The organism is Microlunatus sp. YIM B11417 (genome assembly GCF_059617205.1).
In genome coordinates this window covers 77,412-103,103 of the sequence record NZ_JCAMPJ010000004.1, presented here as the reverse complement: position 1 = coordinate 103,103, position 25,692 = coordinate 77,412, and the positions used below count along the sequence as shown (strand labels likewise).

Here is a 25,692-nt window from a genome sequence, read left to right as displayed (position 1 = left end):
TTCCACCGACTGTAGGGGAGTCAGCCGATGAAGCCGTTCCCGTTGTTCGCTGCCCTGGTGCTCGCCGTCGCCTGTGTCGCGACCGCGCTCACCGCGCCCGCGGCCCAATCGGCCGCGAAGCCTTTACTGTGGGCCGCGCGCGCGTCCACGCACGTCTTTCCGGACTCGTTGCCGGACGACACCGGCGGCGCTCCGGCGCTCGCCCTCGACTCGGCCCGGAACGAGTTCGAGGCCGGCCAGGTCGTCGTCCGCTGGGACCGCGAGTTCACGATCAAGAAGGTCTCGTTCGGTTCGCTGACCTCCGGTCGGCACTCGATCGCCGGGTCGAACCTGTCGTACAACTTCGTCAAGTTCACCTCGCTGAACCACAACTCGGTCTTCGACAAGAACGGCAGCAAGCAGATCGTCTACGCGCCGAGTCGGACCGCGCCGGACGAGTTCCCGGACGGCCTGTCGAACACGCCGACGGTCAAGGTCGAGGCCAACCGGACCCAGCCGATCTGGGTCCGGGTCAAGGTGCCGCGGGACGCCGCCGGCGGGGTCTACCGCGGCACCGTCACGCTGGAGACCGACCAGGGCAACCTGAGCCTGCCGCTGTCGATCAACGTCCGGCCGGTGACCATCCCGGACACCAAGGACAGCGGCTTCACCGACGTCGAGTGGACGTTGTTCTTCGGTACGGTCTCGTATCAGGAACCGCCGGTCGAGACGATGCTCGCCAACTACGGCTTCTCCCCGTTCAGCCCCGAGTGGTGGAAGCTGATGGAGGACTACGCGCGGATCCGCAAGGACTACCGCAACAACAACCTGACCCTGCCGATGAGCACGCTGCTGATGCAGGGCGAGAAGACCAAGGTCGATCCCGACGGCACCGTGCACTTCGACTGGAGCCGGGTCGACGAGGTGGTCAAGTTCTTCACCGAGCGCGGCACGGTCAGCCGCCTGGAGGGTCTCTGGATGGCCGGCGGCCCCGGCTACTGGTCGAAGTGGGACGTCGAGACCCTGGCCACCGGGCCGGACGGGAAGTTGATCAAGAAGTACGTCGACTGGGATTCCGCCGAGGCCGACAGCTACATCACGCAGTACGTCACCGCGCTTCGTGATCATGTGAAGGCCAAGGGCTGGGACCAGCGCTGGTGGATGCACATCGGCGACGAGCCGCAGGGGGCTGTCGGCAAGGCCGGCTGGGAAGGCGTGTACGGCAAGGTGAAGGCCGTCTGGCCGGAGGTCAAGATCGGCGACGCCACCTTCCACGAGCCGGTGGCCAGCGACGTGAGCAAGAACGAGGACATCGTGATCCCCAACCTGCTCAACTACGAGACGCATCCGGCGGCCTGGGACAAGGCCCGCTCGGAGGGCAAGGATCTCTGGCTCTACAACTGCAACATTCCGACGCTCGGCTTCCTCAACCGGTTCGTCGACCAGCCGCAGTACTACCAGCGCCTGATCGGCTGGCTGGCCGCCGCGCGCGGGGCCAACGGGCATCTGCACTGGGCCTTCAACAACTGGAACATCTCGATGGACGACCAGGAGGTGAAGGGCGACTTCTGGACGGTCAACGTCGACAAGGAGCACAAGGACCTGCTGGAGCGGACGCTGCGGCTGGAGTCGCTGCGGGACGGCATCGAGGACTGGGAGGTCGTCGAGATCTTGAAGCGGAAGCATCCGGGACTCGCCACCGACCTGGCCAAGGCCCTGGCCAGCAAGCCCGGCACGTTCACCGGCGATGTCACTTACCTGGAACGGATCCGGGCGCTCGTCCTGGATGCCGCCGCCGGCAAGCCGTTGGCCGCCCGGAACCTGGCGAAGGTGATCACGACCGGCGCCGCCGCTGACCTCGGCGCCCAGCACCAGGTGGACGGTGTCTTCGTCACCTGGGGCGACACGCACCCGGAGTCGTACACGATCCAGACCTCCTACGACGGCAAGAGCTGGGTCGACGCCGGCACCCGGACCGGATCGAAGGGCGGGGAGGAGTTCGTCGGGCTGAACGCCAAGGCGCGCTACGTCCGACTGAAGGCCGCGGCGCCGGGACTGGTCGAGTTCAAGATCGCCGGCGCCCCGGTCGGCCGGCCGAACCTGGTCGGCGGACGGACGTACCACAAGTCGTGGGAGCCGCCGAAGGACTTCGCCGACGACACGTTGCTGGAGTCCACCGACGGTGTCGTGTCGGACAACTTCGGCGACAAGCGGCCGTACGTGATCCAGGGTGGTCCGGACGAGACGAAGGACTTCTCGGTGACCTTCGACTTCGACGCACCGAAGACGGTGCGGGAGGTCGACGTGCAGGGCTACGTCGAGTACTCGTACTATCGCCCGGACACCGTGCGGGTGCTGACGAGCACCGACGGCACCACCTGGACCGACCGGGGCGGGCTGACCCGGCCGAACGACGCCTCCGGCAACCGCTACCTGGTCCGGTTCACGCCGGTCGAGGCCAAACACGTGAAGATCGCGTTCACCCGAACCTTCACCAAGCGGGACAACGGCGTGTTCATCGACGAGATCGAGATCTACTGACCACCGTGCCCTGAGCCTGTCGAAGGGCACAGCCGACCCTGGCGGAGCCGTACAGTGCGATCAGCGTTCTCGATCGTGCTCGGCCGGTGCGCGATGATCAACAGCGTACGGCCCGCCAGGTCCTCGGTGATCGCCCGATGCAGGGCGGCCTCGGTCAGGGCGTCCAGGTGGGCCGTCGCCTCGTCCAAGATCACGATGTCGGGCTGGGCCAGGAACATCCGGGTTAGGAGGGTGCTGAGGAATCCTGGCCGTGGCGGGCGGTGTCCAGGTGCGTGGCCGGCAAGGCGGAGGAGGAGAGCGATGCGGTGCCCATCGCGCGACGACGACAACGCAGCCGGGCGCGTGCCTGGGCGCCGCCCGGTAGGTCAGGATTCCTCAGCACCCTCCTAAGCTCAGCCGTTGACGTTCGCCGCCGGACAGCCGGAAGCCGCGGTCACCGACCACGGTGTCCAGACCCTGCGGCAGCCCGTCCACCAGGTCGGCCAGCTGGGCCCGCGCCAGGGCCCGTCGAAGTTGATCATCGTCCGCGCCCGGCCGGGCCAGGGTCAGATTGTCGCGGAGGCTGGCGTGCAGAACGTAGACGTCCTGGGTGACCATGCCGATGGCCCGGTGCCGGCCGGCCGGTGACAGCTCGGCCAGGTCCACCTCGTCGATCATGATCTTGCCCCGGGTCGGCCGGTGGATGCCGGCGGCGAGCAGGGCGGTCGTGGTCTTCCCTGCGCCGCTGGCTCCGACCAGGGCAGTGACGCCGCCGGGCACCAGGGTGAAGCTCAGATCGGCCACCGCCCAGTCCTGAACCTCCTTCTGCGCGGACTCGGCGGCCAGGTCGGGCAGGGTCGCCGTACCCGGCGCGGGATGTCGGAACCAGACGCCGTCGAAGGTCAGCCTGGTTGCCCGGACCGGCAGTGACCGGGCTTCGGAGCTCGACTCGGTCGGCAGGTCGAGCAGTTCGAAGACCTTCTCCAGCGCGACCAGACCGCCACTCAGGCCGATTCCCTGGATGCTGATCATGATCAGCGGGTCGTAGATCATCTTCACCAGGGCCGCCATCGCGACCACCTCGCCGACCGAGGATCCGTTGACCGCGCCGGAGCCGTACACAACCGCGACGCCGACCGCGGCCAGGGCCGTGGTGACGAACTGCGACGTGTAGAAGGTCCGGTTCCGGCGGATCAGGATGTCGCGGAGTCGGCCGATCAGGCCGGAGAAGGCGGACAGTTCGGCCGCCTGCGTGTGGTAGAGCCGCCGGGCCACGGCGCCCTCCACGTTGCACCGTTCGGTCAGGAAGTGTTCCAGCTCGCTGGTCGCGCCGGTCTGGTCACGGCCGGCGGCGAAGAGCCGCCGGGTGAAGGTCCGCATCGGAAGCAGGAACAGCGGCACCATGGCCAGCACCAGCGCGACGGCCAACAGGTCGAGTCTGGCCAGCGTGATCACCGCGATGATCAACAGGACGCCCTGCCCGACCAGCGTCCCGAAGATCGTCTGGATGACGCCCTGTGCCTCGCTCGGGCTGCGGGTGAGCCGGGACACCACCGCGCCGGCCTTCGACTGGGCGTGGAACGCGTACGGCTGGGCCAGGACGCGGGTGAAGAGCTCGTACCGGAGTCGTTCGGAGATCCGGGCACCGAGTTCGGCACCGGTCGCGTTGGCGACCGCGTTGAGGGCGGCCGCGGTGACGCCGAGGCCGAGGGCGATCCCGGTCCAGCCGAGCGCCAGGTCGACCCGGCCAGGAAGCAGGCCTTCGTCGACGATCCGTTGGAACGCGAGCGGCACCGTCACAGCCAGGCTCGCAGACATGAGCAGCGTGGTGAGATAGCCGATGAGTCGGCGTCGTTGCATGATCAGTTGCGGCCAGAGCCGCAGCAGGAGAGAAGAATTCACCGAGGCCTCGATTCGCTACGCAGCGGCCCCGGCTCGGTGTCAGGGTCTAGGTGCGGCTCTCGGGCAACGCTGTCACTGGATCGGACATGATCGTCACCCCCTTCGCACCTGACCCGGGCACCGTAGCAGCGGCGATCGCCGACAGGAAAGGCATTTTGTGGACGCGGAGTCGCGCGGGACGATGGCCGGGTGGACGATGCCGATCCCACCGATCCGGAGATCCGCCGCCGCATCCTGGCGGTGCGGTCCGCTGTGCGGCTCAAGGACGGCCGGCCGAACGACGGGCGGTGCGGCCACGTCTCGGAGGCACTCGAGGCCGAGTTCGGCTGGCAGCGCCGGTGCGGCTATCTGTTGCTGCTGGACTCCCTGATCAGCTGGGTGCACTGCTGGAACGTCCGGGACGACGGCAGCATCGTGGACGCGACCGCCGACCAGTTCCAGGACCAGTGGCTCGGCGGCGATGTGATCACGATCCGGCTCGGCGATCCTTACCATGATCATTACCGGCTCCGCGCGCCGGAGTGGCTGATCACGATCGATCCGTCCGGACCGATGCTGCACTGTCGGTCCGGCGGGGAGACGCAGTTGATCATCGGCGACGATCCGGACCGCCCCTGGTTCGGCCTGACCCGTTCCTTCGTCCTGATGCTGACCGGCTGCACGGTCCATGATCAAGTCATCGACCTGACCGCCCGGGTGCTGCGGGCTCGCGCGGATGCGCCCGACCCGATCCCGTCCGCGGAACTGCTGCACCCGCTGGTGATCCAGTCGGTCCGGCTCTCGAAGCCCTGGATCGCCCCGGAGTTCCGTGATCCCGTCTAGGGCTCAGGTCGCCGCGGTGCGACGGCCACGGGCGCGGCCGAGGACGTACGCGTGCAGGTCGGCCGGCCGCACCCGGAGACCGGACACGTTGAACGGGATCCGCTTCAGCCGGGACACCTTGCCGCCTTTGACGATGCCGCCCGGCGCGGTGAACCAGATCGCATGGCCACGCGGCTGACTGAGCACGATCTCCTGGATCGGCTCCCAACGGATCGTGGCCCGACCGAACACCGCGCGGCTGTGTACGCCCTCGTCGTCGATGACGATCTTCGGCCCGCGACCGGAGACGACCGCCAGCAGCCCCACCAGCACCCCGCAGGCGATCAAGATCAGCGGCGCCCAGAGCGGGATCTCCGAGCCTGGCCGCGGTGGGCCGGCCGGTTTCACGAGCAGCAGCAGGACACCGAGTCCCGCGATCAGGACGGCACCGATCCACAGCAGGACCAGCAGCACCGGGTGCACCTTCGATCCGACCGCCTCGCCCTCGCCCTCGCGCAACCGTTCCAGACCCCGGGGCAGCTCCATCGCCGACCACCTCTCCGTCGCGCCGAAGGCGCTCTGATCAGGGACGACAGCGTAGCGGCCGACGGCGGGCCGGGACGAGAGAAGTCACGGGCGCAGTACCGTGCTTGGCGTGACGGGAACGACGGCTGGGCGCGACGACGTGACGGAGGCCCTGGCTGCCTGGCGGCTCGAGCCGGTGACCGCGGTGGAGCGGGCGGCCAGCGGCACGATGAACGAGACCTTCCTCGTCACGGCCGGTACGCGGCGCGTCGTGCTGCGGCGGCATCGTCGGACCGACCGAGCCCTGATCGAACGCGAGCATGCGGTGATCGAGCACGCGATCAGCCGGGGCGTTCCGACTCCGGCCGCGCTGCCCACGGCATCCGGTGACTTGATCGTTTCCGCCGGGGGAGCGTTCTACTCCCTGTTCACGTACGCGCGCGGCGACCAGATCGCCGGAGGCCGGCTGTCCGTTCCGCAGGCCGGTGCGATGGGCCGCATGTTGGCCCGCCTGCACCTCGCACTCGCCGACTGCCCCGGTCCGCCGCCACTCGCGCGACCGGCACCGGCGGATCGCTCACGTACCGAAGGACAGCTGGTCGACCTGTTGAACCTGATCATGGCGCGGCCGGACCGGAGCGAGACGGACGAGTGGGCCGAGCAGCACCTGCGGACGAAACTGGACCGGCTGGCCGATCATGCCGAGCCGATCAGGTACGCGGCTCCGGTGAGCTCGCTGCAGTGGGTGCACGGCGACTACCAGGAGTCGAACCTCTTCTTCACCGGTGACGAGGTCTCGGACGTGATCGACTGGGACAAGGCGGAGATCCGCTGGCCGCCCGACGAGATCATCCGCACCCTCGACCTCTCCTGCGCCCTCCACCCGGAACTCTCCGCCGCCCTGCTCACCGGCTACCGCAGTGTGCGTGACGTCGCGCCGAGTGATCTCGACCGGGCGGCGGCCAACTACTCCCATGATCAACTTCACGGGCACTGGGTGTTCGACGAGATCTATCGCCGCGGCAACGACCGCGTCCGGGCCTTCCTGGAACCAGGCCCGTTCGTCCCCTTCACCGAGCGCTGGGCCGACCTCGCCCGGACGCTCGACTGAGCCTTTGGTTGATCATGGATGTCCACGCGGGCACCTGTCGCAGAGTGCGCTGAAGCCAGCCGAGGGTCTGGGCTGCCGCCTCGCCCTCTTCGTTGTGGTCCGAGGCAACCGCCGCCCACCGGCCCTGCGCCCGTTGTGCCTTGAACTCGTACCAACTCGCGATCCCGGCCACCCACTTGGCCCAGTCCGCGGGCCGCAACCGATCGAAGTCTCGCCCCTCGTCCCGATAGCCCGCAACGAAGGCAGCGAACAGATCTGCGGCCGGACCGCCGTCTCCGGCCCACGCCCAGCGCGCTGCCGCCTCGACCGCCTCCACCCGCGGATCGCAGGCACCGGCCTCGTCCCAGTCGAGCATGATCAACATCTGTCCGTGCCGCAGGCTGTTCTCCGGTTTGTGATCACAGTGCGAGGAGATCTCGACGCCGGACTCACGGCGCCATTCCGCCACCAACTGCTCCGCCTCGGTCAACACCGCCCAGCCGTCCTTGATCAACTCTGGCCGGCGATGGGCGAGGCCGTCGTAGGTCGCTCGGTCCGGTCGCATCCAGAGCAGCTTGCTGGGCAGGGAATCTCCGTAGGATTCCCCGAATCCCTGGATCCGGGCCAGCGACCTCCCCGCCGCCCGCACCACCGACCCGTCGACGGGCCGCTGTGGCTCAGCTCCCGGGACGTAGCGATGAAGCCGAACCAGCACCGGCTCACCGCGCGACCCGAGCATCGGCCGCGCCAGCCGCCCGTGCCGATCCGCGATCGGCTCGGCCATCGGCACCACTCCGGCCTCGAACACCGCCCGTTCGAACTCCGCCGCCCGCTCGAGTTCCGGCACGGTGGATACCGGCAGTTCCTTGATCACCTGGACTCCGGCCGCAGCCTCGAGCCGCCAGACCAGGTTGGCGCCGTTCCCGATCCTCCGGGCCGACCGTGGTGCACAGAGTCCGTACGCCGAGCACACCTCCCGAAGGAACTCCTGATCGCGCACGGCCACCCAGTCTCCAGGTCCACGACCGAGGAATCCACTTGATTCGGGCCACAGCCACCGAGGAGCATCACGGAATGCCCCGACCGTGCGTCTTCTGCTCCCTCCTCAACGGCGAGGGAACTGCCGTATGGCTCTATCGCGGTGATCATGCTTCGGCTCTGCTGCCGTTGCAGTCCGGACGACTCGCGCCTGGTCACACCCTGGTGATCCCGACCGATCATGTCGTCGGGGTGCAGGACGCCTCAGTCGAGGCGCTCCGGCAGGTCATCCTGCTGGTCCAAAGGGTGGCCCAGAGTCTCGCGGCCTCCGTCGATGCGCCCGGAGTCAACGTGCTCAACGCGAGCGGTCCCCACACCGGCCAATCCGTCGATCACCTGCACTTCCACGTGGTCCCGCGTTGGGACGGGGACGGCTTGGACACCTGGCTGCAAGGCAGATCGAGCCACCCGGCTGCGGACGACTGGACGCGCCAGCTTCGGACAGCTCTGCACGACTCGATGTCGCAGAATTGACGACAGTTTCCCTTCCACCGTTGGAATCGGACCGATCCGGAAACTGCCGTCACTCTTGCGACAGACCGGCTCGGGTCAGCCGCGGTGACTCAGATCGACCCGCTTCAGGGTGTACGGCGCGGCCACCTTCTCCGACAGGGTGAAGTAGGAGGTGCCGTCGGCCTCGTATTCGATCGCCTCGCCCTGGGCCTCGACGGTGTCGGTCAGCTCGACGCGCTCGCCGGTGAAGGGGAGCCAGGACTGGCGTTCGGAGCGGAACTCGTACACCTTCGTGTAGGTCCGCACCAGCAGGCGGTTCTTGCGCGGGTGGAAGGCGGCGGCGGTGATCTGGGCGGAGTTGGCCTTGCCGTTGACGATCGGCAGGGTGAGGTCGGCGACCTTGATCAGCGTGCTGATCACGCCGGGCTTCGGCAGCGGATCCGGGAACTTGTAGACCGGACTGGTGCCGGTGCTGGTCTTCAAGATCACGTAGATCTCGCCGGTGACCGGGTGCACGGCAAGGGCCTCGGCGTCGGGGCGGCGGCCGTCCGGGTAGACGTACGGGAAGTAGTCGCCGGTGAGGGTGCCGCTGGTCTCGCCGGAGGCCAGGTCCGGCTCGCGGACGCGTACCACGGACATGATGTTGTCCGGCTTCTCCGCGTACCCGCTGTTGGTGCCGATGTCGCCCGCGAAGATGCAGCTGCCGGCCGGGCAGGGGCCGACGGCCATGTCCTCCCAGTCGTACACGTTCGGGATCGTCACGGAGTACTTCCCGAGTACCTGGCCGTCGTTCTCGGAGACCGCGATCATGGTCTGCCGGTTCTTCTCGCTCTGGACGTAGAGCACGTCGCGGTTGATCCGGCTGGCACCGAGGCCGGACGGCTGGTCCAGCACGCTCAGCGGGAGCGCGGTGTTCGGCTGGCCGTCGACGTAGCCGTCCCACAGCTGGCCGACCACGATCGGAGCGCTGGACGGGTTGGCGTGCGCCGCGGTCGGCGCGAGCATCGTGCCGAGGGCGAGCAACGGAACGACCAACCGGACGAAGAGCCTCATGTACGACCTACCTCGAGTGATGACGAGCTGCGGGGCCGATCCCTGCCGGCGTTGAGCCTGGCACAGTTTCTGCCACGTCGCAGACGGAGTCGCCAAGGTTCTTCTGAGGTTCACCCGCCCGTCCCCGAAATGGGGCCGACTCCGGAGCCCATGCGCGTCGCTAGGCTTCGATCTCCAGCAGCCGCAGCTCGGGTACCTGCCGGAAGACATGGTCGCCTGACAGCAGCGGCAGCCCATGAGCCACGGCAGTGGCCGCGACCCAGGCGAGGTCCTGGTGGATCTTGTCGGCCAGCGCGTGACCGCGGGCCCGGCAGTTCGCTCGGAGCTCGGCCCAGGCGATGATCACCTCGGGCGTGACGGGAGCGGTGGGTGTCTGCTCGAGATGGGCGGTGAACCGCTCCGTGCTGTCGGGGCTCCACCGATTGGCTCGCGGCAGGAAGCGCAGCTCGGCCTCGGTCTGGGCGGCGATCACCGGTTGCCGCCCGACGAGCAGCCGGCGCCAGCTCGCGACCTGGGGATCGGCGTCCCGGCGGCCGAGGACGACCCGGCTCCAGACGTCGGCGTCGAGCAGGACGAACTGGTCAGCCATCGAGCGCCGCCAGGAAGTCGTCCAGTTCCTCGGGTCCCAGTTCCAGTGGCGGCGGCGCGGGTCTCCGGGCGGCGACCTGGGCGGCCTCGATCAACGACGGTTCCGGCGCAGTGCCGGTGCGCTGGCCGAGGTCGAACTGCTCGGCGATGACCGCCTGCTCCATCCGGTGGTGACCCGTACCTCGGCCGAGCGCCAGGACTCCGGTGGCGGTGACCGGCTCGCCGACCAGGTGTGCTGCGGCCTCGGCGTTCCGGACGTCGATCAGGTCGATCCCGTTCTGCGCCGCGTCACGGAGCCGGAACCGGGCGGTCCGCAGATCGACCATCTCCAGGACGCCGTGGATGCCGGACTCGCCCGTGCCGCCCGGGATCCGCCGCCGCCAGGGATCCCGGCTGAGCAGGCTGGTCCTCACCTCAACCCGACCATGGCCGGGCACCCTGATCTCCGCTCCCTGGGCAGCCTTGCCGAGGGCGACGACGAGTTGGTCCACGGCGTCCGCGACCGGATCGGAGGCGATGGCCGGCCGGGCGTTCCGCTGAATCCCCTGGACCAGGTCCCAGTACGCCTCGTCGACCCCGCTGCTGATCGGATCCTCAAGATCAAGAGCGGCCTCGTCGCCGACGACGAAGATCAGCCGCGCACTGTTCTGGGCCAGCCCGACCCGAACCGTACCGAGCCGTTCCAGGGCGGCGTCGGTCCGCCCCAGTCCCGTCCGATCGGCGACCGCCCGGGTGAGCCGGTACGTCAACTCCTTGAACGCCTTGATCAACGCGAGCGCGTCACCGGCGAGCAGGGTGCCCTCGCGGCTCGGATGTCCGAGCAGGCGGATCTCGAACTCCCGCGTCATCTCCGCCCAACTCCTCCGTGGACCAGCACCATGATCATCGACCTTAGGCCGCCGCTACGACAGTCCCCGGCAGGCCTGGATCAGGGTACGGGGCGCAGGTTGAACTCGTGGCCATCCGGGCCGGCCAGCACGACTCCGTCCGATGACGCGGAGCGGTGGGTCGCACCGAGCGAGACCAGGCGCGCCGACTCCGCGGCGAGGTCGGCGGTCACCAGGTCGAAGCGCTGCCCGGCCTTCGCGCTCCCGGTCTTCTGAACGCCCCAGGAGTCCCAGGAGATCTTGGTACCACCGAGGGGCGACTGGATCGCGGTCTGGTCGCCCTCGTCCCAGACGAGCGGCCAGCCCAGCGCGTCGTGCCAGAAGAGGCCGACCTCCCTGAAGCCGTCGCAGGTGACCTCGCCGAGGTAGCCGGTGCCGGCCAGGAAGTTGTTGCCCGGCTCGATCACACACAGTTCGTTGCCGCCCGGATCGGCGAGCACGACGAAGGGTTCCTCCGGTCCTTGGCCCACGTCGAGGTGGCGACCGCCCAGCTGAAGCGCCTTCTCGACGGTTCGCTGCTGATCAGCCGGGCTGCTGCTGGTCAGGTGCAGGTGCAGCCTCGGCCGGCCGACTGGTTCGGCGGCGGAGGCGACGAAGCGGAGCCCGACCTGGGTGTCGTCACCAGGGACCAGGACGCCGTCGGGCTCGGTGAGGACGTCCCGCCCGAGCATCTCGGCCCAGAACGTCGCCACCGCCTGCGCGTCCGCCACATCGAAGCTCACCGCTTGCAGCCACAAAGCCATCCCCGAACCCTAGACCGGGTTCACCGCTCGGGTGTTCCGGGTTGTCGGTGGAGCCTGCGAGGTTGGCTGCATGAAGGAGATTCTGTGGTCGGCGCTGCGAAGGAACCGTGACGCGTTCCTGTGGAAGCTGGAGGGCCTGGACGAGTACGAGTTGCGTAGGCCGATGACGCGGACCGGTACGAACCTGCTCGGCGTGATGAAGCACGTCGCGGCCGAGGAGTACGGCTACCTCGGGGAGACCTTCGGGCGCCCCGCTCCGGAGCAACTGGCCTGCTTCGAGGACGGAACGGTCTGGGAGGGTGGCGACATGTGGGCGACGCCGGAGGAGAGCGCCGAGTACATCAAGGGGTTCTATCGACGCGCTTCCGCGCACGCTGACGAGACGATCCGGGCGCTGGATCTGGATGCCGTGGGCTCGGTCCCGTGGTGGGGCGAGGGCCGGCGGGCGACCACGCTCGGCGCGATCCTGACCATGATGATCAGCGAGACCTCACGCCATCTGGGACACGTCGACATCGTGCGCGAGCTGATCGACGGTGCGGCCGGAGGGCGGCGAGACGCCACCGGACTGCCCGACACAGACGGTTGGGACTGGGAAGCCTGGGTGGCCCGACTCGAGAACGCCGCCCGCACGGCCGCTGGGCGTTGAGTGGCACATCCACCCCTTGGCGGACACCGAACGTGCGTGCCAGGCTCGGCTGTCATGACAGGCAAGCGCGCCGACGTGTTCCTCACCTGGATGGGACTCATCGACAGTTACACGCTTGACCGAGCGCGGAAGGACCTCAGCCAGGACGAGCTCGACTTCGAGCCGCACCCCGGTGCGTGGGGCATCCGCCCGCGAGGCGATCAACGGACGAAGCACCTCTGGTCCGAGGAGAACGGCGCGTGGGTCGTCGAGTGCGACTGGGACCTGGCGACGGACGAGCTGAACGGCCGGCCCGTGATCATGCCGATGACGACGATCAACTGGCTGCTCAACCACTTCGGCGCCGCGCCCGGCCTGTTCGCCGAACTCGAGATCGTCGGTGGCCCGACCACCCCGACCCAAGAGATCTACAACCGCATGTGGAGCCACACGGTCATCCCCACCGTCGACGAGAGCCTGGCGCGCTTCAACGACGGCTGGGCCGCACTCAAGGAAGCGCTCAGGACCACGACCGACGAGATGCTCGAACGGGACTACCCGGGACATCCCTGGCGGCGCGGTGATCATGCCCTTGCGGCGATGCTCAACGAGGTGAGCCACCACGGCACCCAGATCTGCATGATTCGCGACATCTACGCCAATCGCTACTGCTAGACCCGCCAACGCTGAAGCGGGTCCGTAAATCACCGCCGCACTTGGTAGGACGGCTGCGATGTCACCCACTATCTCAGCGGTGCTTGGTCTGTCACCCTGGACTGACGCCGTCCCGCCAGCACGCGGCTTCTCGGATCCGGGCGGCGAAGGCATGCTGGTCGGCCAGTTCGACCGGGCGGAGCCGGTGCTCACCGCGGATGAAGGCGTCGCCGGTCCAGCGGGGAATGACGTGCAGGTGCAGGTGCCAAACGTCCTGACTACCGGCCGGCTCGTTGTGCTGACGTAACGACGTACCCTCGCAGTGTTCGACCTCGACCAGGGCGCGGGCGGCGCGGCGACACGTTGCCAGCAGTGGCCCGGTCAACGCGTCCGGCAAGACATAGAGGTGCTCGACATGATCAATCGGCACGACGAGCAGGGTGCCCGGGTTGGTCTCCCACCAGTGCGGCGAAACGATGACCGCCGTCGCCGCGTCGCGATAGACCACGTTGTCCGGAGTGCTGATCGGCGTCGAGCCTCCCGCCAGCAAGACACAGAACGGACAGACGTACCCCGCCGGTTCATGAGACCGCCACATCCGCGGATTATCTACCGTGGCCGTGACGGCGGAGCGGCCGGGCAGAGTGGCGGCGTGCCAGAGCGCCGCCCGGCGCAGGCGGCCCGGAGGGCCGCCCTTGATGCGGTGAACGTGCGCCGGAACTTCCGCCGAGCGCTCAAGCTGGTGCCCACGATCAACGAACCCGGCGACTGGACGCCTCGCGAAATGCGGCACTCGTTCGTCTCACTGCTGTCTGAGCACGGGCTGCCCATCGAGGAGATTTCGAAGCTGATCGATCACGTGGAACGACCGTCACCGATCTTGTGTTCCACCACCAACTGCGGCCGGCGGTTCAAACCGGCGCGCCGGCCAGTGCGGCGCGCCAAGCGAACTGCGAGGACCGCACCGTAGGGGGTTATGGGGGACTCGGTCCCCCAACAGATGACCCCCGACATCGGCGAGGTTGCGCAGCAACCGAGCAGGGTGATCCAGAGGGGTGGGCCTAAGTGGACTTGAACCACTGACCTCTGCCTTATCAGGGCAGCGCTCTAACCGTCTGAGCTATAGGCCCGCGACTGCGGAGTGCCCGAGTGGGCACGAACGGACAGATTAGTCCTTCCGGAGACCTTGCTCAAATCGGTATCTCAGCGGCCGTCCCGGAGCCGGTACGCGGAGGGGCTGAGACCGACCTGGCGGCGGAACCTCGTCGAGAAATAGAGGGGGTCGGGGTAGCCGACTTCGGCGGCGATCTCGGCGATCGGCCGCGTCGTCAGGTCGAGGAGTTGCTTGGCCAGATCGATCCGACGGGCCTGGACGTACTGCTGCGGACTGCTGCCGACCTGCTCGGCGAACAGGTGGCCGAGGCGGGAGGGGGAGAGGTTGGCGACGGCGGCCAGGTCGGCGATGGTCAGCGGGTCGGTGAGGTGGCGGCCGACGTGTTCGATGACGGCGAGGACGCGGTCGTCCATCCGGCCCTCGGCGGGATTCTGGGTGTCGCACCAGAGCAGGGCGAGCTCGAGGGCGTTGACGGCGAACAGCCGTCCCCGGGCGAGGCCGCTGAGCGAGTTCCGGGCGGCCAGGGCCAGGGCGTCGGAGACCCGACCGGCCAGGGTGGGGGAGAGGTCGAGGACGCGCAGGCCTGGGGCGGCTTCGGGCCAGTCGAGCAAGGCCAGCCATTCGGCCCGCGGGTGGAAGTGGGCGAAGAGGAGTTCCCAGTGATCAAGGTAGGAGCCGTAGTCGTGTACGGTGCCGGGCCGGAGCAGGGCGACCGAGTCCGGACGGACGATCACCTCGGCCGTCCCGACGCCGAACCGGCCGGCGCCGCCGAGGGTCTGGATCAGCAGCCAGTCGGTCGTGCCGCGGCTGCGGTAGGTCGCATAGTCCGCCCCCTCCGACAGGTGACCGGCCTCGACCGCGTCGACCTGCGGGATGTGCGACTCGACCCGAGTGATGCCCACAGCACGATCTTCCATGAAGTCGGCCGTCGGTTCCATGGCTCGGTTCGGGATCGAGTCGGATGATCAGGTCTATGTCACATATCTTGCTTGATCAGGACGCCGACCTGGTCGACGCCTACCGCCGCAACGGGGTCGTGCACGTGCCGGGGCTGCTCACCGCCGAGGAGGTCGAAACGATCAAGGTCGCGTTCACCGAGCAGGTGGAGCGGGACAACTCGATCGGGCACGACGACGGGGTGCCGACCGACGATCCGCTGGCCCGCTACCCGCGGTTCGTCCAGCCGCACCGACGGTCCGATCTCGAGGTCGGCCGGCTGGCCCGGTCCTGGATGCTGGAGCCACGGCTGATGCAGCGGGTGCAGCGGCTGCTCGGTCCGACGTTCGCCGCCCAGTCGATGTTCTATTTCAAGCCGCCGACCGCCCGCGGCCAGGCCCTGCACCAGGACAACCTGTTCCTGCAGGCGCACCCGGAGACCTGTCTCGCGGCCTGGATCGCGGTGGACGACTGCGATGCCGAGAACGGTGGTCTGATGGTGGTGCCCGGCTCCCACGTGTACGACCTCGAGTGCCCGGAACCGGCCGACCTGAACGAGTCGTTCTCCGCGGTCCAGGTGTCGATCCCGCCGGGCCTGAGCACCGTGCAGACCGAGATGCGGGCCGGTGACGTGCTCTTCTTCCATGGCAGCACGGTGCACGGTTCGCTGGCGAACAGCAGCGACTCCCGATTCCGCCGGTCGCTGATCTTCCACTACGTACCGCAGGCGAGCGTGGAGATCGCCAAGTTCTACCAGCCGTTGCTCACCCCGGGCGGCGACGAGGTGTGGATCGACGAGTCCGCCGACGGCGGGCCCTGCGGCGTCGGCTGGGGGATGGCCGAAGGTCACTGACCTCTGCGCGTACGAAAGCGCCCTGGGCCCGCGCTGGGCTCAGGGCGCTTCGGCTTGGTCCGGCCTGCCCTTCGACAGACTCAGGGAACGTCGACCGACAGGCTCAGGGAACGTCGACTCAGTCCTCGGCGAGGGTGACCTCGAGGCCGCCGAGCATGGTGGCGGCGAGGTTGTAGAGGAACGAGCCGAGGGTGGCCAGGGCGGTCAGGATGACCACGTCGACACAGGCGATCAGCGCGGCGACGCCCATCACCTTCGGCGTGTTCACGTACTCCTCGATCCGGAACGGCGTGCTGTCGTTCGGAGCATCGGTGACCGATCCGATCATCAGGTTGACCGACTCGAACAGGCCGGAGCCCTGCAGCACAGTCCAGATCGCGTAGACCGCGACCACCAGCACGATGCCGGCCGAGATCGAGAACAGGAACGACGTCTTCATCACCGACCACGGGTCCAGCCGGGACAGCCGCAGCCGGGCCTTGCGGGTCCGGCGGGCCTGACCGGCCTTCGGCGGCAGGCCGAGCTCGGTCCGGGACCGTTCGGTCGGCGAACCGGCCGACGCCGCGGTGCCGACCGGCCGCGTCGGCGATCCGACGTTGAGCATCTCGGTCCGGGCCGCGGAGGACGGGCTCGTGGTGGTGGTGCCGGTCCGGGCGGTGTCAGGACGGGGAGCACCCGGTCGCGACGGGTCCGGCTGGCCGGTCCGGGCGGCCGGGCTCGGCTGCGGCCGGGCCCCTTGTCCGGGGCGGGTGACGCCAGGCTGGTTCGCCCGGGCGACCGGAGTGCCGGGCTGCCGCGTTCCCGCCGCGGCACCGGTACCAGCGGCACCGGCACCGGCTGCGCCCGCGCGGGCGACCGGCTGACGCGAGGTGGGAGCACCGCCGGAGGACGGTGATCCGGTCGCCGGGCGCGGCGCCCCCGCGCCACCCGGCTGAGCCTTCTGACCGAGACCGAGCTTGTTCCGCAACGACTCCTTGGAGGCCCCCGGCTGTGGCGCCGGCTGCCGCGCCTGCACCGGCCGCGGCTGCGGGGACTGCGCCGAACTCGGCTGCGGTCCACCCTGGCGCGGGGCTCCGGGCCGGCCCGGCTGAGCCGCGCCGTTCCGCCCGTAGCTGCCGTTGCCGTTGCCGTTCACCCCGTTGCCGGCGCCGTTCCCGTTGGGGGAGGACTGCCCCGGCGAAGGAACCGGTCGCGGACCGTTGGCCGGCCGCGGTCCGGTGGCGACCCGGCCGGTCCGGTTGGGCGATCCGGCACTGTTCTGACCCCGAGCGGCGTTAGCCGGGCTGTCACCTCCACCGGGTCCCGCACCCCGAGGAGGGATTCCCTCACGGGGAATCTGGCTCCGGTTGGCTTCGCTCACGTCTCATCCTCCTCAGCCCCGCCGGCTTCTGGTTCGTCACCAGCATCCGTTGCTTGCGGGGTGTTTGTCACGGCCTCCGGGGACACGTCCTGCGATTCGTCCTCTGCCGTCTGATCGTCGGCGTCGGCGGACTCGGCGTCCAGTTCGGCCGCTTCTGCTGTTGTCTCCGGATTCAGCGCAATGACCGCCACCGAATCCCCCTCGCGTACGCCAACGAACTTCACACCCATGGTGTCCCGGCCCTTGACCGGCACTTCAGCCACCGCACTCCGGGTGATCTGACCACTGGCCTTGATGGCGATCACTTCGTCATTCTCCGTTACAACCAGCCCTCCGACCAAAGATCCGCGATCTTCGGCCAGCTTCATGGCCTTGATCCCCAGCCCACCGCGGCCCTGCTGGCGGTATTCGGAGACCTTAGTCCGCTTGGCAAAACCGCCGTCGGTGACCGTGAAGACGAACAGTTCGTCCTCCTCGGCCTGCTCCCGGATCGCCGTGATGGAGAGGAGTTCGTCGCCGTCGCGGAACTTCATCCCGGTCACCCCGGACGTCGCTCGGCCCATCGGCCGCAACTGCTCGTCGCTGGCCGCGAACCGGATCGACTGGCCCTTCCGCGAGATCAGCAGCACGTCGTCGGTCGGCGCGCACGGCTCGGCGCCGATCAGCTCGTCGTCCTCGTCGCGGAAGTTGATCGCGATGATGCCGGCCTGCCGCGGCGAGTCGTACGCGGACAGGGCGGTCTTCTTGACCAGGCCGCGCTTGGTCGCCAGCAGCAGGTACGGATACGCCTGGTAGTCCCGGATCGCCAGCACCTGGGCGATCTCCTCGTCCGGCAGGAAGGACAACAGCCCGGCGACGTGCCCGCCCTTGGCATCCCGGCCGGCCTCCGGCAGCATCCACACCTTCGACCGGTAGACGCGGCCCTTGTTGGTGAAGAACAGGATCCAGTGGTGGTTGGTGGTCGCGAACAGGTGGTCGACCTCGTCGTCCACCCGCAGCGACGCGCCCCGGACCCCCTTGCCGCCGCGCTTCTGCACCCGGTACTGGTCGGTGTTGGTCCGCTTGGCGTACCCGCCGCGGGTGATGGTCACCACGACGTCGGAGTCCGGGATCAGGTCCTCGGCCCCGAGGTCTCCGTCGGCCGCGATGATCTGGGTGCGCCGGTCGTCGCCGTACTTGTCGACGATCTCGGCCAGCTCGTCGCCGACGATCTGCCGCTGCCGCTCCGGCTTGGCCAGGATGTCCTTGAGGTCGGCGATCCGGGCCTCGATCTCGGCCAGCCGGTCGATGATCCGCTGCCGCTCCAGGGCGGCCAGCCGGCGCAGCTGCATGTCGAGGATCGCGTTGGCCTGCAGCTCGTCGATCTCCAGCAGCTCGATCAGGCCGTCCCGCGCCTCCTCGGTGCTCGGGCTGCGCCGGATCAGGGCGATCACCTCGTCCAGCGCGTCCAGTGCCTTGACCAGGCCGCGGTAGATGTGGGCGTCCTTCTCCGCCTGGTCCAGCCGATGCTGGGTCCTGCGCTGGATGACCTCGATCTGGTGCGCCACCCAGTAGGAGATGAACTGGTCCAGCCGCAGCGTCCGCGGCACGTCGTCGACCAGCGCCAGCATGTTGCAGCCGAAGTTGTCCTGCAGCTGGGTGTGCTTGTAGAGGTTGTTCAGCACCACCCTCGGCTGGGCGTCCCGCTTGAGGACGATGACCAGCCGCTGCCCGGTCCGGGTCGACGTGTCGTCGCGGATGTCGGCGATCCCGGTCACCCGGCCGGCGTTGACCAGGTCGGCGATCTTGACCGCGAGGTTGTCCGGGTTGACCATGTGCGGCAGTTCGGTGACCACCAGCATGGCGCGGCCCGACTTGTCCTCCTCGATGTCGACGACGGCCCGCATGGTGATCGAGCCGCGGCCCGTCCGGTACGCGTTCTCGATGCCCTCCCGTCCGACGATCAACGCGCCGTTCGGGAAGTCCGGTCCGGGGATCCGCTCGATGGCGGCGTCGAGCAGCTCTTCCGGGGTCGCGTCCGGATGCTCGAGGTACCACTGGACGGCCGCGGCGACCTCGCGCAGGTTGTGCGGCGGGATGTTGGTCGCCATCCCGACCGCGATCCCCGGCGAGGGGTTGACCAGGACGTTCGGGAACCGGCTCGGCAGGACGACCGGCTCCTGCTCCTTGCCGTCGTAGTTCGGCTTGAAGTCGACCGTGTTCTCGGTGATGTCGCGGACCATCTCCATGGCCAGCGGCGCCATCTTGCACTCGGTGTAGCGCATCGCCGCCGCCGGGTCGTTGCCCGGCGACCCGAAGTTGCCCTGACCCTGAACCAGTGGCGCCCGCATCACCCACGGCTGGGCCAGCCGGACCAGGCTGTCGTAGATCGCGCTGTCACCGTGTGGGTGGTACTGACCCATCACCTCGCCGACCACGCGAGCGCACTTGTTCCAGCCCCGGTCGGGCCGGTAGCCGCCGTCGTACATGGCGTAGAGGATCCGGCGGTGCACCGGCTTCAGCCCGTCCCGGACGTCCGGGAGCGCCCGGCCCACGATCACGCTCATCGCGTAATCGAGGTAGGACTTCTGGATCTCCTCCTGCAGGTCGACGGGCTCCCGACGGTCCGCCGGCGGTGCGATCTCGCTCATTCAGTCACTCCATGATCATTTCGTACGTACGACACGGCAGGCTCAGAACCCTTCGACAGGCTCAGGGACCTTAGATGTCGAGGAACCGGACGTCCTTGGCGTTGCGCTGGATGAACACCCGGCGCTGCTCGACGTCCTCACCCATCAAGATCGAGAACATCTCGTCCGCGCGGGCCGCGTCGTCCAGCGTGACCTGGAGCAGGATCCGGTTGTCCGGGTCCATCGTGGTCAGCCAGAGATCGCCGGCGTCCATCTCGCCCAGACCCTTGTAGCGCTGGATCGGGTTGTTGTTCGGGGCCGGCAGCTTCTTGTTCTCCTCGACCCCCACCCGGAGCAGGGCGTCCCGCTCCGCGTCCGAGTACGCCAGCTCGTGCGGCGCGTTGGTCCAGCGGATCCGGAACAACGGCGGCTGGGCCAGATAGACGTGGCCGGCCTCGATCAGCGGCTTCATGAACCGGAACATCAGCGTCAGCAGCAGGGTCCGGATGTGCGCGCCGTCGACGTCCGCGTCGGCCATCATGATGATCTTGTGATAGCGCAGCTTGTCGATGTCGAAGTCCTCGTGCACGCCGGTGCCGAGGGCTGAGATGATCGCCTGGACCTCGTTGTTCTGAAGGATCTTGTCGATCCGGGCCTTCTCCACGTTCAAGATCTTTCCGCGGATCGGCAGGATCGCCTGGATCCGCGGATCGCGACCGCCCTTGGCCGAGCCGCCCGCCGAGTCACCCTCGACGATGAAGACCTCGCACTCCTCCGGATTGGTCGACTGGCAGTCGCTCAGCTTGCCGGGCAGTCCGCCGCCGCCGAGCAGGCCCTTGCGGTTCCGGGCCGCCTCCCGCGCCTTCCGGGCCGCGATCCGGGCGATCGCCGCGGCCTGGCCCTTGCGGATGATCATCTTGCCCTCGGCCGGGTTCTGCTCGAACCAGTCGCCCAGCGCGGCGTTCACGGCCTGCTGGACGAACGAGCGGGCCTCGGTGTTGCCCAGCTTGGTCTTGGTCTGGCCCTCGAACTGCGGCTCCTCGAGCTTGATCGAGATGATCGCGGTGAGGCCCTCGCGGATGTCGTCGCCGGACAGCTTGTCCTCCGGCTTCTTGATCATGCCCCAGTTCTCGCCCCACTTGTTCGCCGTGTACGTCAGCGCGGCCCGGAAGCCCTCCTCGTGGGTGCCGCCCTCGTGCGTGTTGATCGCGTTGGCGAACGTGTGCACCGACGGCTGGTACGAGGTGTTCCACTGCAGCGCGACCTCCAGCCCGAGGCCCTGCTCCGGCCGCTCCGACTCCAGCGCGATCACCGAGCTGTGCACCGGCTCCTTGCTGCCGGTCAGGTAGCGGACGTAGTCGATCAGGCCCTCGTCGTAGCGGAAGCTCTCGGAGAACTTCTGGCCGCCCTCGTCCAGCCGGTCCGGCCGTTCGTCGGTGATGTCGATCTGCAGGCCCTTGTTGAGGAAGGCCATCTCGCGGAACCGGGTGGCCAGGGTGTCGAAGTTGTACGTCGTCGTCTCGAAGATGTCCTCCGAGGCCCAGAACCGGGTCGTGGTGCCGGTCTCCTCGGTCGCCTCGTGCTGCTCCAGCGGCCCGTCCGGTACGCCGAGCGTGAAGGACTGGGTCCACCGGTACCCGTCCCGCTTCACCTCGACCTCGAACTTCTGCGACAGCGCGTTGACCACCGAGGCGCCCACGCCGTGCAGGCCGCCGGACACCTTGTAACCGCCCTGGCCGAACTTGCCGCCGGCGTGCAGCACGGTGAGGATCAGCGTCACCGCCGGCATCTTCTCGGTCGGGTGCTCCTTGACCGGGATGCCGCGGGCGTTGTCGGAGACCTGGATGCCGCCGTCGGGCAGGATCCGGACGTCGATCATCTTGCCGAAGCCGGCCATCGCCTCGTCGACCGAGTTGTCGACGATCTCGGTGACCAGGTGGTGCAGGCCGCGCTCGCCGGTCGACCCGATGTACATGCCGGGGCGTTTCCGGACCGCCTCGAGGCCTTCCAGCACGGTGATCGACTCGGAGTCGTACTCACCGGGGACGCCGAGGCCTGGGCCTGGTTCGAGATCGGAGACCGGGATCTGGACCTGGGAGAGATCCGGTGTCGCGCCGCTGGTCTGGTCGGTGCCGTCGTTCTGGTCGGGCGTCACGGTCTCGTGATCGGTCACGCGCATAGGCTCCTGTCACACAGGCGCCGCCCACGGGCGTGGGGCGCTCGGGCCCCGTGCGGACGGCGCGGTCAAACGTTTCGGATCCGACTGGCGAAGCCGCAGCGGAACCGTAGAACTTGTCCTCTCCATCCTAGCGCTTTTCTGCCCGATCCCGCTTCCACAGCGGCCGGGTCTCGACCTCAGAGGGCCATTCACAGACTGCCGGAGGCGGATCTGCCCGATTTACAGGTGCGGGTGACAGTCCCCGTACACGCCCGAGCCCTCCACGGCGTTCTGAGGCCGTTTCAGCGCATCGGGCCCGAGCTCGCCGCGAGCCTCGTCGCACTACACTGCTGCGCGTGTCGGAGCAGCAATCCCCGCCCGGGGTCCCAGGCCCGCCCGCCTTCCAGGCGCCGCGGTTGGACGAGACGCCGGTCGCCTCGGAATGGGGCCCGCCGGAGCAGGAACCCGACGAGCGGCGCCGACTGCCAGGTCCGGTCCGCGGCCTGATCGTCGTGCTGGCCGTCGCGGTCCTGGTCGCCGGCGTCTGGGCGCTCGGCGGCTTCAAGGTACGGACCGACACCGACGAGCGGGTCCAGCCGGGGCAGACCATCGAGACCGGCCCGTACGAGTTCGCGTTCAGCAAGGCCACGGCCCAGAAGTCCACCGACAGCGACGGCAAGGTGTCCTGGCAGGTCGTGGTCCTGGGCACGGCCCGGACGACCGGGGACGAGGCCATCTCGCCGAGCAACACGATGTTCGTGGCCAAGGATCCGGAGACCGTCGAGCAGCCCGATGCCGGGGACTCCGAGGTCGGGACCGGTGACACGGGCACCCATCCGGCCTACCTGACGCCCGGGCTGCCGCCGGTGCCGTTCCGGGTCGAGTTCCCGTTCAGTGAGCACTTCAAGCCGAGCGGCCGGATCCTGTTCGCGGTCTACCGGCTCGAGGAGGGCAACGCACTGATCCTCGACACCGGCGAGAAGGCCTGGAAGAACTCCCGGTACGTCTACCGCTACGACATCCCGGTCACCGTACTGCCGGAGCAGAAGGATTCCTGATCAGCGCGGCAGCGGCGGCCGGACCACCTGGAACGGCGCTCCGTAGTCCGTGTACTGGACCGCGATCCCGAAGATCTCGCCGGCGAACTGCTTCGGCACCGTGTAGATCTCGATGAACCGGTACGGCACGCCGACCTTGATCTCGTCGGACTGACAGTCCACCGGGACCTTGCTGTCCTTGAGGTGGTCGAGGTAGACCTCCGACCGCGGCTCCAGCTGGCGGTTGCCAGCCACGGCCAGGTTGGCCTGGCAGAAGAAGTGCTCGCCCTCCTCGACCCGCAGGATCTCGATCTCGGCGGCGACGAACACGGTGCCGGCCTCGGCCAGGTACGGCTGGTCGGGGTAGTCCGGGTTGTCGAAGCGCTCGGTGACGAACAGCTGATGCACCCGGTACTGCGCCTTGTTCACCGTGGTCGCCGACGGCTGGCCGGGCGGCACCTGGACGAACCGGTCGTGCATGTGGGTGTCGGCGTACCAGAGCCAGATGACCAGGTACATCAACACCAGGCAGCCCACGGTGACGAGCATCAGCCAGGACCGGCCGCGGGCGGTCAGCGGACGCCGGCCGGGCTGGGCCTGTTCCGGCTGCGGCTCGGACCACGCCGCGGGGTCGGGGGCCGGCCCGGCCGGCTGCGGTACGGGGGCCTCCGGCCGGTGGTCGTGCAGGTGCCAGTCGCCCGGCTGCTGCGGCCCGTGGTCCGGCGTACTCACTGCAACACCCTCGTGCTCGAGATCCGGCGCTCGGTGAGCTGCCCGCCCTGGGCGGCCTCACGCCACCGGTCCGCGTTCTCCGCCGTGATCCCGAGGTGGACCCGGACCCGGTCGTGGTAGCCGGACAGGAAGCCCTGACTCCAGATCTCCAGGGTCAGGTCGTCGATCTGGTTCGGGTCGACCTCGTACAGGAAATCGGTCGTCTCGCCGTAACCCGGATCGGCCCCGATGTTGGTCAAGGATTCGTACGTGTTGTAGACGCGGTCGCCCGAGAGCAGCCGGGAGCGACCCAGGATGGCCTTGTCGGTGCCGGTCGGGTTCGCCAGATCGATCTGGATCTGGACGAACATGCCGGTGGCCTTGGCCTCGATCGACTCGTCCTGGATGAGGATCTGGCCGACCCGGACGTCGCTCACCGTCAGTTCGGCGCCGTTGATCATGACCTTCTCGTCGAGCTTGCCGGGGATGACCCGGAACTCCTTCTCCGGATCGCTGAGCCGCGTGCCGATGGTGGCCACCACGATGCAGGCCACGACCGCCACCACGGCGAGCAGCTTGGACCGCTGCAGGCGCTGGTTGCGCAGCCGGAGCCGCTCCGCACTCGCGGGTGCCTGATTCGGGGGTGCCGGGTTCGGGGTCGTGGTCATGCCGCCACCTGCGCAGGGGTCGGGGCCGGGAGCCGGTCGGCCGGGTGGGCCCGGGCCCGGAACAGCTCCAGGCAGCGGCGGAACGCGACCGCGAGCAGGCACATCCGGAGCGGCTCGAACGGGAGCGTGTAGATCAGGTTCAGCAGCGGGTCGAAGGGCACCCAGAAGTCGATGTCATGGCCGCCGACGATGCCCTTGACCAGGAGGCGCAGGTAGTTGTTGAGGATCTGCTGGATGGCGTACACGATCACGTACGCGCCGAGGAAGATCACGCCGGCCCGGAGGATCAGCCGTACCGAGTTGATGGTCGGCAGGTACTTGTCGTCGATGTCGCCGAGCACGGCCTCCTTGAACTCGACGAAGAACCGCTGCACCGGTGCGGACGGCGGCTTGATGCCGCGGAACCGGCGCCGGTCGCTGCGGTCGTCGAACGCGGTCGCGCCGCGCAGCCGGTTGGCCAGCGGACGCCGGCTCCGCCACAGCTCGGCGACCGACATGACGTGCGTGCCGTACACCAGGGCGGCGACGGCCAGCCAGATGATCGGCTGGCTGACCACCTCCCAGAACGACGGCCAGACGTTGTCCAGATAGAACCGGACGAGTTGGTCGATCAGCTCCGGCACCCGGAACGGCAGCAGCGCGAGCACGTCCCGGATCGCGTCCCGGGCGGTCGCCAGCCAGCCGACGAAGGCGCGGCTCATCACCCAATTGATGATCTGCTGGATCAGCCGGATGCCACCGAACACCACGACGAGCATGAAGAACGCCTCGAGCAGCGCGACGCCGATGCCGAGTACCCGCCAACCCGTCTTGTCGTGCAGCAGGTCGACGCCGCGGCGGACCACGTAGGCCCCGACGACGACGGCCAGCATCAGCAGCGGCTGGTCGTTGGCGATGTTGCCCAGATGGGTGAGCACGTTGTCGGTGCCGATGGCGCTGTTGCGGACCATCTGGTTGATCCACAGCTCGTTGGCGGCGTCGTTGAGCTGACCGAACGCCGCGTAGATGCCCATGAACGGCAGCAGCGTGACCGCGAGCAGGTGGGTGATCGAGTTGTCCCGGTCGTCCTGCGCGTTGTCCTCCTCCGGGATCATCTCCCGGATGCCCAGTTCCCGACCGACCAGCCGCAGCATCAGCACGATCGGGACCAGCTTGGTCAGGAAGCCGAACGAGAAGATCGCCAGCGTCAGCCAGACGTTCTGACCTTCCACGAAGGCCGCGAACTTGAGGGAGACCTGGAAGCCCAGCCAGCCGAGCAGGTAGATGACTGCCAACTGGGGAAACAGCCGCCACCAGACCTTGATCGTGTCCACGATCAGGATCCGGATGTCGGTCCAGAGTTGGCTGAGCGGGTTCATCGCCCACGCATCCTATTCGGGTCGACG

Annotated in this window: 25 protein-coding genes and 1 tRNA gene; 9 read left to right on the top strand and 17 right to left on the bottom strand. The window is 68.5% G+C overall.

What is annotated here, in order from left to right; translation table 11 throughout:
- The first annotated feature begins 27 nt into the window (after positions 1-27).
- Positions 28-2,520 carry a glycoside hydrolase domain-containing protein gene (locus AC6CCG_RS20035; RefSeq protein WP_496656390.1) on the top strand — a complete coding sequence of 831 codons (2,493 nt, stop codon included), beginning with the start codon at positions 28-30 and terminating at the stop codon, positions 2,518-2,520.
- Here the strand turns inward: AC6CCG_RS20035 and AC6CCG_RS20030 are convergent.
- Both AC6CCG_RS20030 and AC6CCG_RS20025 read right to left on the bottom strand, forming a co-directional pair.
- Positions 2,514-2,738, bottom strand: coding sequence for a P-loop NTPase family protein (locus tag AC6CCG_RS20030; RefSeq protein ID WP_496656389.1), 225 nt, complete (start codon positions 2,736-2,738; stop codon positions 2,514-2,516). The genes AC6CCG_RS20035 and AC6CCG_RS20030 overlap by 7 nt on opposite strands.
- Before the next feature lie 157 nt (positions 2,739-2,895).
- Positions 2,896-4,401: an ABC transporter ATP-binding protein gene (locus AC6CCG_RS20025; RefSeq protein WP_496656388.1), complete on the bottom strand. Its 1,506-nt coding sequence runs from the start codon at positions 4,399-4,401 to the stop codon at positions 2,896-2,898.
- A 189-nt stretch (positions 4,402-4,590) separates the two neighbouring features.
- Here AC6CCG_RS20025 and AC6CCG_RS20020 point away from each other — a divergent pair, with 189 nt between their 5' ends.
- The gene (locus AC6CCG_RS20020) at positions 4,591-5,223 is read left to right on the top strand and encodes a hypothetical protein (protein ID WP_496656387.1); all 633 of its coding nucleotides are present in this window, start codon (positions 4,591-4,593) and stop codon (positions 5,221-5,223) included.
- A gap of 3 nt (positions 5,224-5,226) precedes the next feature.
- Here the strand turns inward: AC6CCG_RS20020 and AC6CCG_RS20015 are convergent, their stop codons facing one another.
- Complete coding sequence (locus AC6CCG_RS20015) at positions 5,227-5,748, bottom strand: hypothetical protein (protein ID WP_496656386.1); 522 nt, start codon at positions 5,746-5,748, stop codon at positions 5,227-5,229.
- A gap of 109 nt (positions 5,749-5,857) precedes the next feature.
- Between AC6CCG_RS20015 and AC6CCG_RS20010 the strand changes: the two genes are divergently transcribed.
- Positions 5,858-6,838, top strand: a complete 981-nt coding sequence (locus AC6CCG_RS20010; RefSeq protein WP_496656385.1) for a phosphotransferase — start codon at positions 5,858-5,860, stop codon at positions 6,836-6,838.
- On the opposite strand, the gene AC6CCG_RS20005 is transcribed toward AC6CCG_RS20010, so the two are convergent.
- A complete protein-coding gene (locus AC6CCG_RS20005) occupies positions 6,798-7,817 on the bottom strand; it encodes a phosphotransferase (RefSeq protein ID WP_496656384.1) in 1,020 nt (339 codons plus the stop codon). The two genes, AC6CCG_RS20010 and AC6CCG_RS20005, sit on opposite strands and share 41 nt — an antisense overlap.
- A gap of 74 nt (positions 7,818-7,891) precedes the next feature.
- On the opposite strand from AC6CCG_RS20005, the gene AC6CCG_RS20000 reads away from it, so the two are divergent.
- Positions 7,892-8,329, top strand: coding sequence for an HIT family protein (locus AC6CCG_RS20000; RefSeq protein WP_496656383.1), 438 nt, complete (start codon positions 7,892-7,894; stop codon positions 8,327-8,329).
- Between the two features lie 75 nt (positions 8,330-8,404).
- Here AC6CCG_RS20000 and AC6CCG_RS19995 read toward each other — a convergent pair whose 3' ends face one another.
- The 4 genes from AC6CCG_RS19995 to AC6CCG_RS19980 all read right to left on the bottom strand — a co-directional run bounded on the left by AC6CCG_RS19995 (position 8,405) and on the right by AC6CCG_RS19980 (position 11,579).
- Positions 8,405-9,361, bottom strand: coding sequence for a hypothetical protein (locus AC6CCG_RS19995; protein ID WP_496656382.1), 957 nt, complete (start codon positions 9,359-9,361; stop codon positions 8,405-8,407).
- Between the two features lie 160 nt (positions 9,362-9,521).
- A complete protein-coding gene (locus AC6CCG_RS19990) occupies positions 9,522-9,950 on the bottom strand; it encodes a PIN domain-containing protein (protein WP_496656381.1) in 429 nt (142 codons plus the stop codon).
- Positions 9,943-10,797 (bottom strand): hypothetical protein, encoded by an 855-nt coding sequence (locus AC6CCG_RS19985; RefSeq protein WP_496656380.1) that lies wholly within the window; start codon positions 10,795-10,797, stop codon positions 9,943-9,945. The genes AC6CCG_RS19990 and AC6CCG_RS19985 overlap by 8 nt, the downstream gene beginning before the upstream one ends.
- A gap of 80 nt (positions 10,798-10,877) precedes the next feature.
- Positions 10,878-11,579 (bottom strand): VOC family protein, encoded by a 702-nt coding sequence (locus AC6CCG_RS19980; RefSeq protein WP_496656379.1) that lies wholly within the window; start codon positions 11,577-11,579, stop codon positions 10,878-10,880.
- Between the two features lie 70 nt (positions 11,580-11,649).
- Between AC6CCG_RS19980 and AC6CCG_RS19975 the strand changes: the two genes are divergently transcribed.
- Complete coding sequence (locus AC6CCG_RS19975; RefSeq protein WP_496656378.1) at positions 11,650-12,228, top strand: DinB family protein; 579 nt, start codon at positions 11,650-11,652, stop codon at positions 12,226-12,228.
- Between the two features lie 54 nt (positions 12,229-12,282).
- Positions 12,283-12,882 carry a DinB family protein gene (locus tag AC6CCG_RS19970; protein ID WP_496656377.1) on the top strand — a complete coding sequence of 200 codons (600 nt, stop codon included), beginning with the start codon at positions 12,283-12,285 and terminating at the stop codon, positions 12,880-12,882.
- 91 nt (positions 12,883-12,973) lie between these two features.
- On the opposite strand, the gene AC6CCG_RS19965 is transcribed toward AC6CCG_RS19970, so the two are convergent.
- Positions 12,974-13,459, bottom strand: a complete 486-nt coding sequence (locus AC6CCG_RS19965) for an HIT family protein (protein WP_496656376.1) — start codon at positions 13,457-13,459, stop codon at positions 12,974-12,976.
- A gap of 54 nt (positions 13,460-13,513) precedes the next feature.
- Between AC6CCG_RS19965 and AC6CCG_RS19960 the strand changes: the two genes are divergently transcribed.
- On the top strand, positions 13,514-13,831 hold the full coding sequence (locus tag AC6CCG_RS19960) for a hypothetical protein (protein ID WP_496656375.1): 318 nt from the start codon (positions 13,514-13,516) through the stop codon (positions 13,829-13,831).
- 86 nt (positions 13,832-13,917) lie between these two features.
- On the opposite strand, the gene AC6CCG_RS19955 is transcribed toward AC6CCG_RS19960, so the two are convergent.
- Positions 13,918-13,991, bottom strand: a tRNA-Ile gene (locus AC6CCG_RS19955).
- Positions 13,992-14,064: 73 nt separating this feature from the next.
- Positions 14,065-14,877 carry a helix-turn-helix domain-containing protein gene (locus tag AC6CCG_RS19950; protein ID WP_496656374.1) on the bottom strand — a complete coding sequence of 271 codons (813 nt, stop codon included), beginning with the start codon at positions 14,875-14,877 and terminating at the stop codon, positions 14,065-14,067.
- Between the two features lie 71 nt (positions 14,878-14,948).
- On the opposite strand from AC6CCG_RS19950, the gene AC6CCG_RS19945 reads away from it, so the two are divergent.
- On the top strand, positions 14,949-15,764 hold the full coding sequence (locus AC6CCG_RS19945; RefSeq protein ID WP_496656373.1) for a phytanoyl-CoA dioxygenase family protein: 816 nt from the start codon (positions 14,949-14,951) through the stop codon (positions 15,762-15,764).
- A gap of 118 nt (positions 15,765-15,882) precedes the next feature.
- Here the strand turns inward: AC6CCG_RS19945 and AC6CCG_RS19940 are convergent, their stop codons facing one another.
- From AC6CCG_RS19940 to gyrB, 3 genes are all read right to left on the bottom strand, one after another.
- The gene (locus AC6CCG_RS19940; protein ID WP_496656372.1) at positions 15,883-16,899 is read right to left on the bottom strand and encodes a DUF3566 domain-containing protein; all 1,017 of its coding nucleotides are present in this window, start codon (positions 16,897-16,899) and stop codon (positions 15,883-15,885) included.
- 221 nt (positions 16,900-17,120) lie between these two features.
- Positions 17,121-19,754 carry a DNA gyrase subunit A gene (gyrA, locus tag AC6CCG_RS19935; protein ID WP_496656371.1) on the bottom strand — a complete coding sequence of 878 codons (2,634 nt, stop codon included), beginning with the start codon at positions 19,752-19,754 and terminating at the stop codon, positions 17,121-17,123.
- A 70-nt stretch (positions 19,755-19,824) separates the two neighbouring features.
- Entirely contained in the window at positions 19,825-21,912 is a 2,088-nt protein-coding gene (gene gyrB, locus AC6CCG_RS19930; protein WP_496656370.1) for a DNA topoisomerase (ATP-hydrolyzing) subunit B, read from the bottom strand.
- A gap of 335 nt (positions 21,913-22,247) precedes the next feature.
- Between gyrB and AC6CCG_RS19925 the strand changes: the two genes are divergently transcribed.
- The gene (locus AC6CCG_RS19925) at positions 22,248-22,949 is read left to right on the top strand and encodes a hypothetical protein (RefSeq protein WP_496656369.1); all 702 of its coding nucleotides are present in this window, start codon (positions 22,248-22,250) and stop codon (positions 22,947-22,949) included.
- Here AC6CCG_RS19925 and AC6CCG_RS19920 read toward each other — a convergent pair whose 3' ends face one another.
- Genes AC6CCG_RS19920 through AC6CCG_RS19910 form a run of 3 tightly spaced genes read right to left on the bottom strand, consistent with a single transcriptional unit; the run spans position 22,950 to position 25,665 of the window.
- Entirely contained in the window at positions 22,950-23,660 is a 711-nt protein-coding gene (locus tag AC6CCG_RS19920) for a hypothetical protein (RefSeq protein WP_496656368.1), read from the bottom strand.
- Complete coding sequence (locus AC6CCG_RS19915; protein WP_496656367.1) at positions 23,657-24,307, bottom strand: hypothetical protein; 651 nt, start codon at positions 24,305-24,307, stop codon at positions 23,657-23,659. Before AC6CCG_RS19915 ends, AC6CCG_RS19920 begins: the two co-directional genes overlap by 4 nt.
- Positions 24,304-25,665 carry a hypothetical protein gene (locus tag AC6CCG_RS19910; RefSeq protein ID WP_496656366.1) on the bottom strand — a complete coding sequence of 454 codons (1,362 nt, stop codon included), beginning with the start codon at positions 25,663-25,665 and terminating at the stop codon, positions 24,304-24,306. The genes AC6CCG_RS19915 and AC6CCG_RS19910 overlap by 4 nt, the downstream gene beginning before the upstream one ends.
- Positions 25,666-25,692 lie beyond the last annotated feature (27 nt).

What these genes read in the sequence shown, in the direction of transcription:
- AC6CCG_RS19965 (WP_496656376.1), bottom strand. Translation starts at nt 13,459, where the DNA reads ATGTGGCGGTCTCATGAACCGGCGGGGTACGTCTGTCCGTTCTGTGTC.
- AC6CCG_RS19970 (WP_496656377.1), top strand. Translation starts at nt 12,283, where the DNA reads ATGACAGGCAAGCGCGCCGACGTGTTCCTCACCTGGATGGGACTCATC.
- AC6CCG_RS20030 (WP_496656389.1), bottom strand. Translation starts at nt 2,738, where the DNA reads ATGTTCCTGGCCCAGCCCGACATCGTGATCTTGGACGAGGCGACGGCC.
- AC6CCG_RS20015 (WP_496656386.1), bottom strand. Translation starts at nt 5,748, where the DNA reads ATGGAGCTGCCCCGGGGTCTGGAACGGTTGCGCGAGGGCGAGGGCGAG.
- AC6CCG_RS19980 (WP_496656379.1), bottom strand. Translation starts at nt 11,579, where the DNA reads ATGGCTTTGTGGCTGCAAGCGGTGAGCTTCGATGTGGCGGACGCGCAG.
- AC6CCG_RS19910 (WP_496656366.1), bottom strand. Translation starts at nt 25,665, where the DNA reads ATGAACCCGCTCAGCCAACTCTGGACCGACATCCGGATCCTGATCGTG.
- AC6CCG_RS19995 (WP_496656382.1), bottom strand. Translation starts at nt 9,361, where the DNA reads ATGAGGCTCTTCGTCCGGTTGGTCGTTCCGTTGCTCGCCCTCGGCACG.
- AC6CCG_RS19990 (WP_496656381.1), bottom strand. Translation starts at nt 9,950, where the DNA reads ATGGCTGACCAGTTCGTCCTGCTCGACGCCGACGTCTGGAGCCGGGTC.
- AC6CCG_RS19985 (WP_496656380.1), bottom strand. Translation starts at nt 10,797, where the DNA reads ATGACGCGGGAGTTCGAGATCCGCCTGCTCGGACATCCGAGCCGCGAG.
- gyrA (WP_496656371.1), bottom strand. Translation starts at nt 19,754, where the DNA reads ATGAGCGAGATCGCACCGCCGGCGGACCGTCGGGAGCCCGTCGACCTG.
- AC6CCG_RS19975 (WP_496656378.1), top strand. Translation starts at nt 11,650, where the DNA reads ATGAAGGAGATTCTGTGGTCGGCGCTGCGAAGGAACCGTGACGCGTTC.
- AC6CCG_RS20000 (WP_496656383.1), top strand. Translation starts at nt 7,892, where the DNA reads ATGCCCCGACCGTGCGTCTTCTGCTCCCTCCTCAACGGCGAGGGAACT.
- AC6CCG_RS19915 (WP_496656367.1), bottom strand. Translation starts at nt 24,307, where the DNA reads ATGACCACGACCCCGAACCCGGCACCCCCGAATCAGGCACCCGCGAGT.
- AC6CCG_RS19945 (WP_496656373.1), top strand. Translation starts at nt 14,949, where the DNA reads ATGTCACATATCTTGCTTGATCAGGACGCCGACCTGGTCGACGCCTAC.
- gyrB (WP_496656370.1), bottom strand. Translation starts at nt 21,912, where the DNA reads ATGCGCGTGACCGATCACGAGACCGTGACGCCCGACCAGAACGACGGC.
- AC6CCG_RS20035 (WP_496656390.1), top strand. Translation starts at nt 28, where the DNA reads ATGAAGCCGTTCCCGTTGTTCGCTGCCCTGGTGCTCGCCGTCGCCTGT.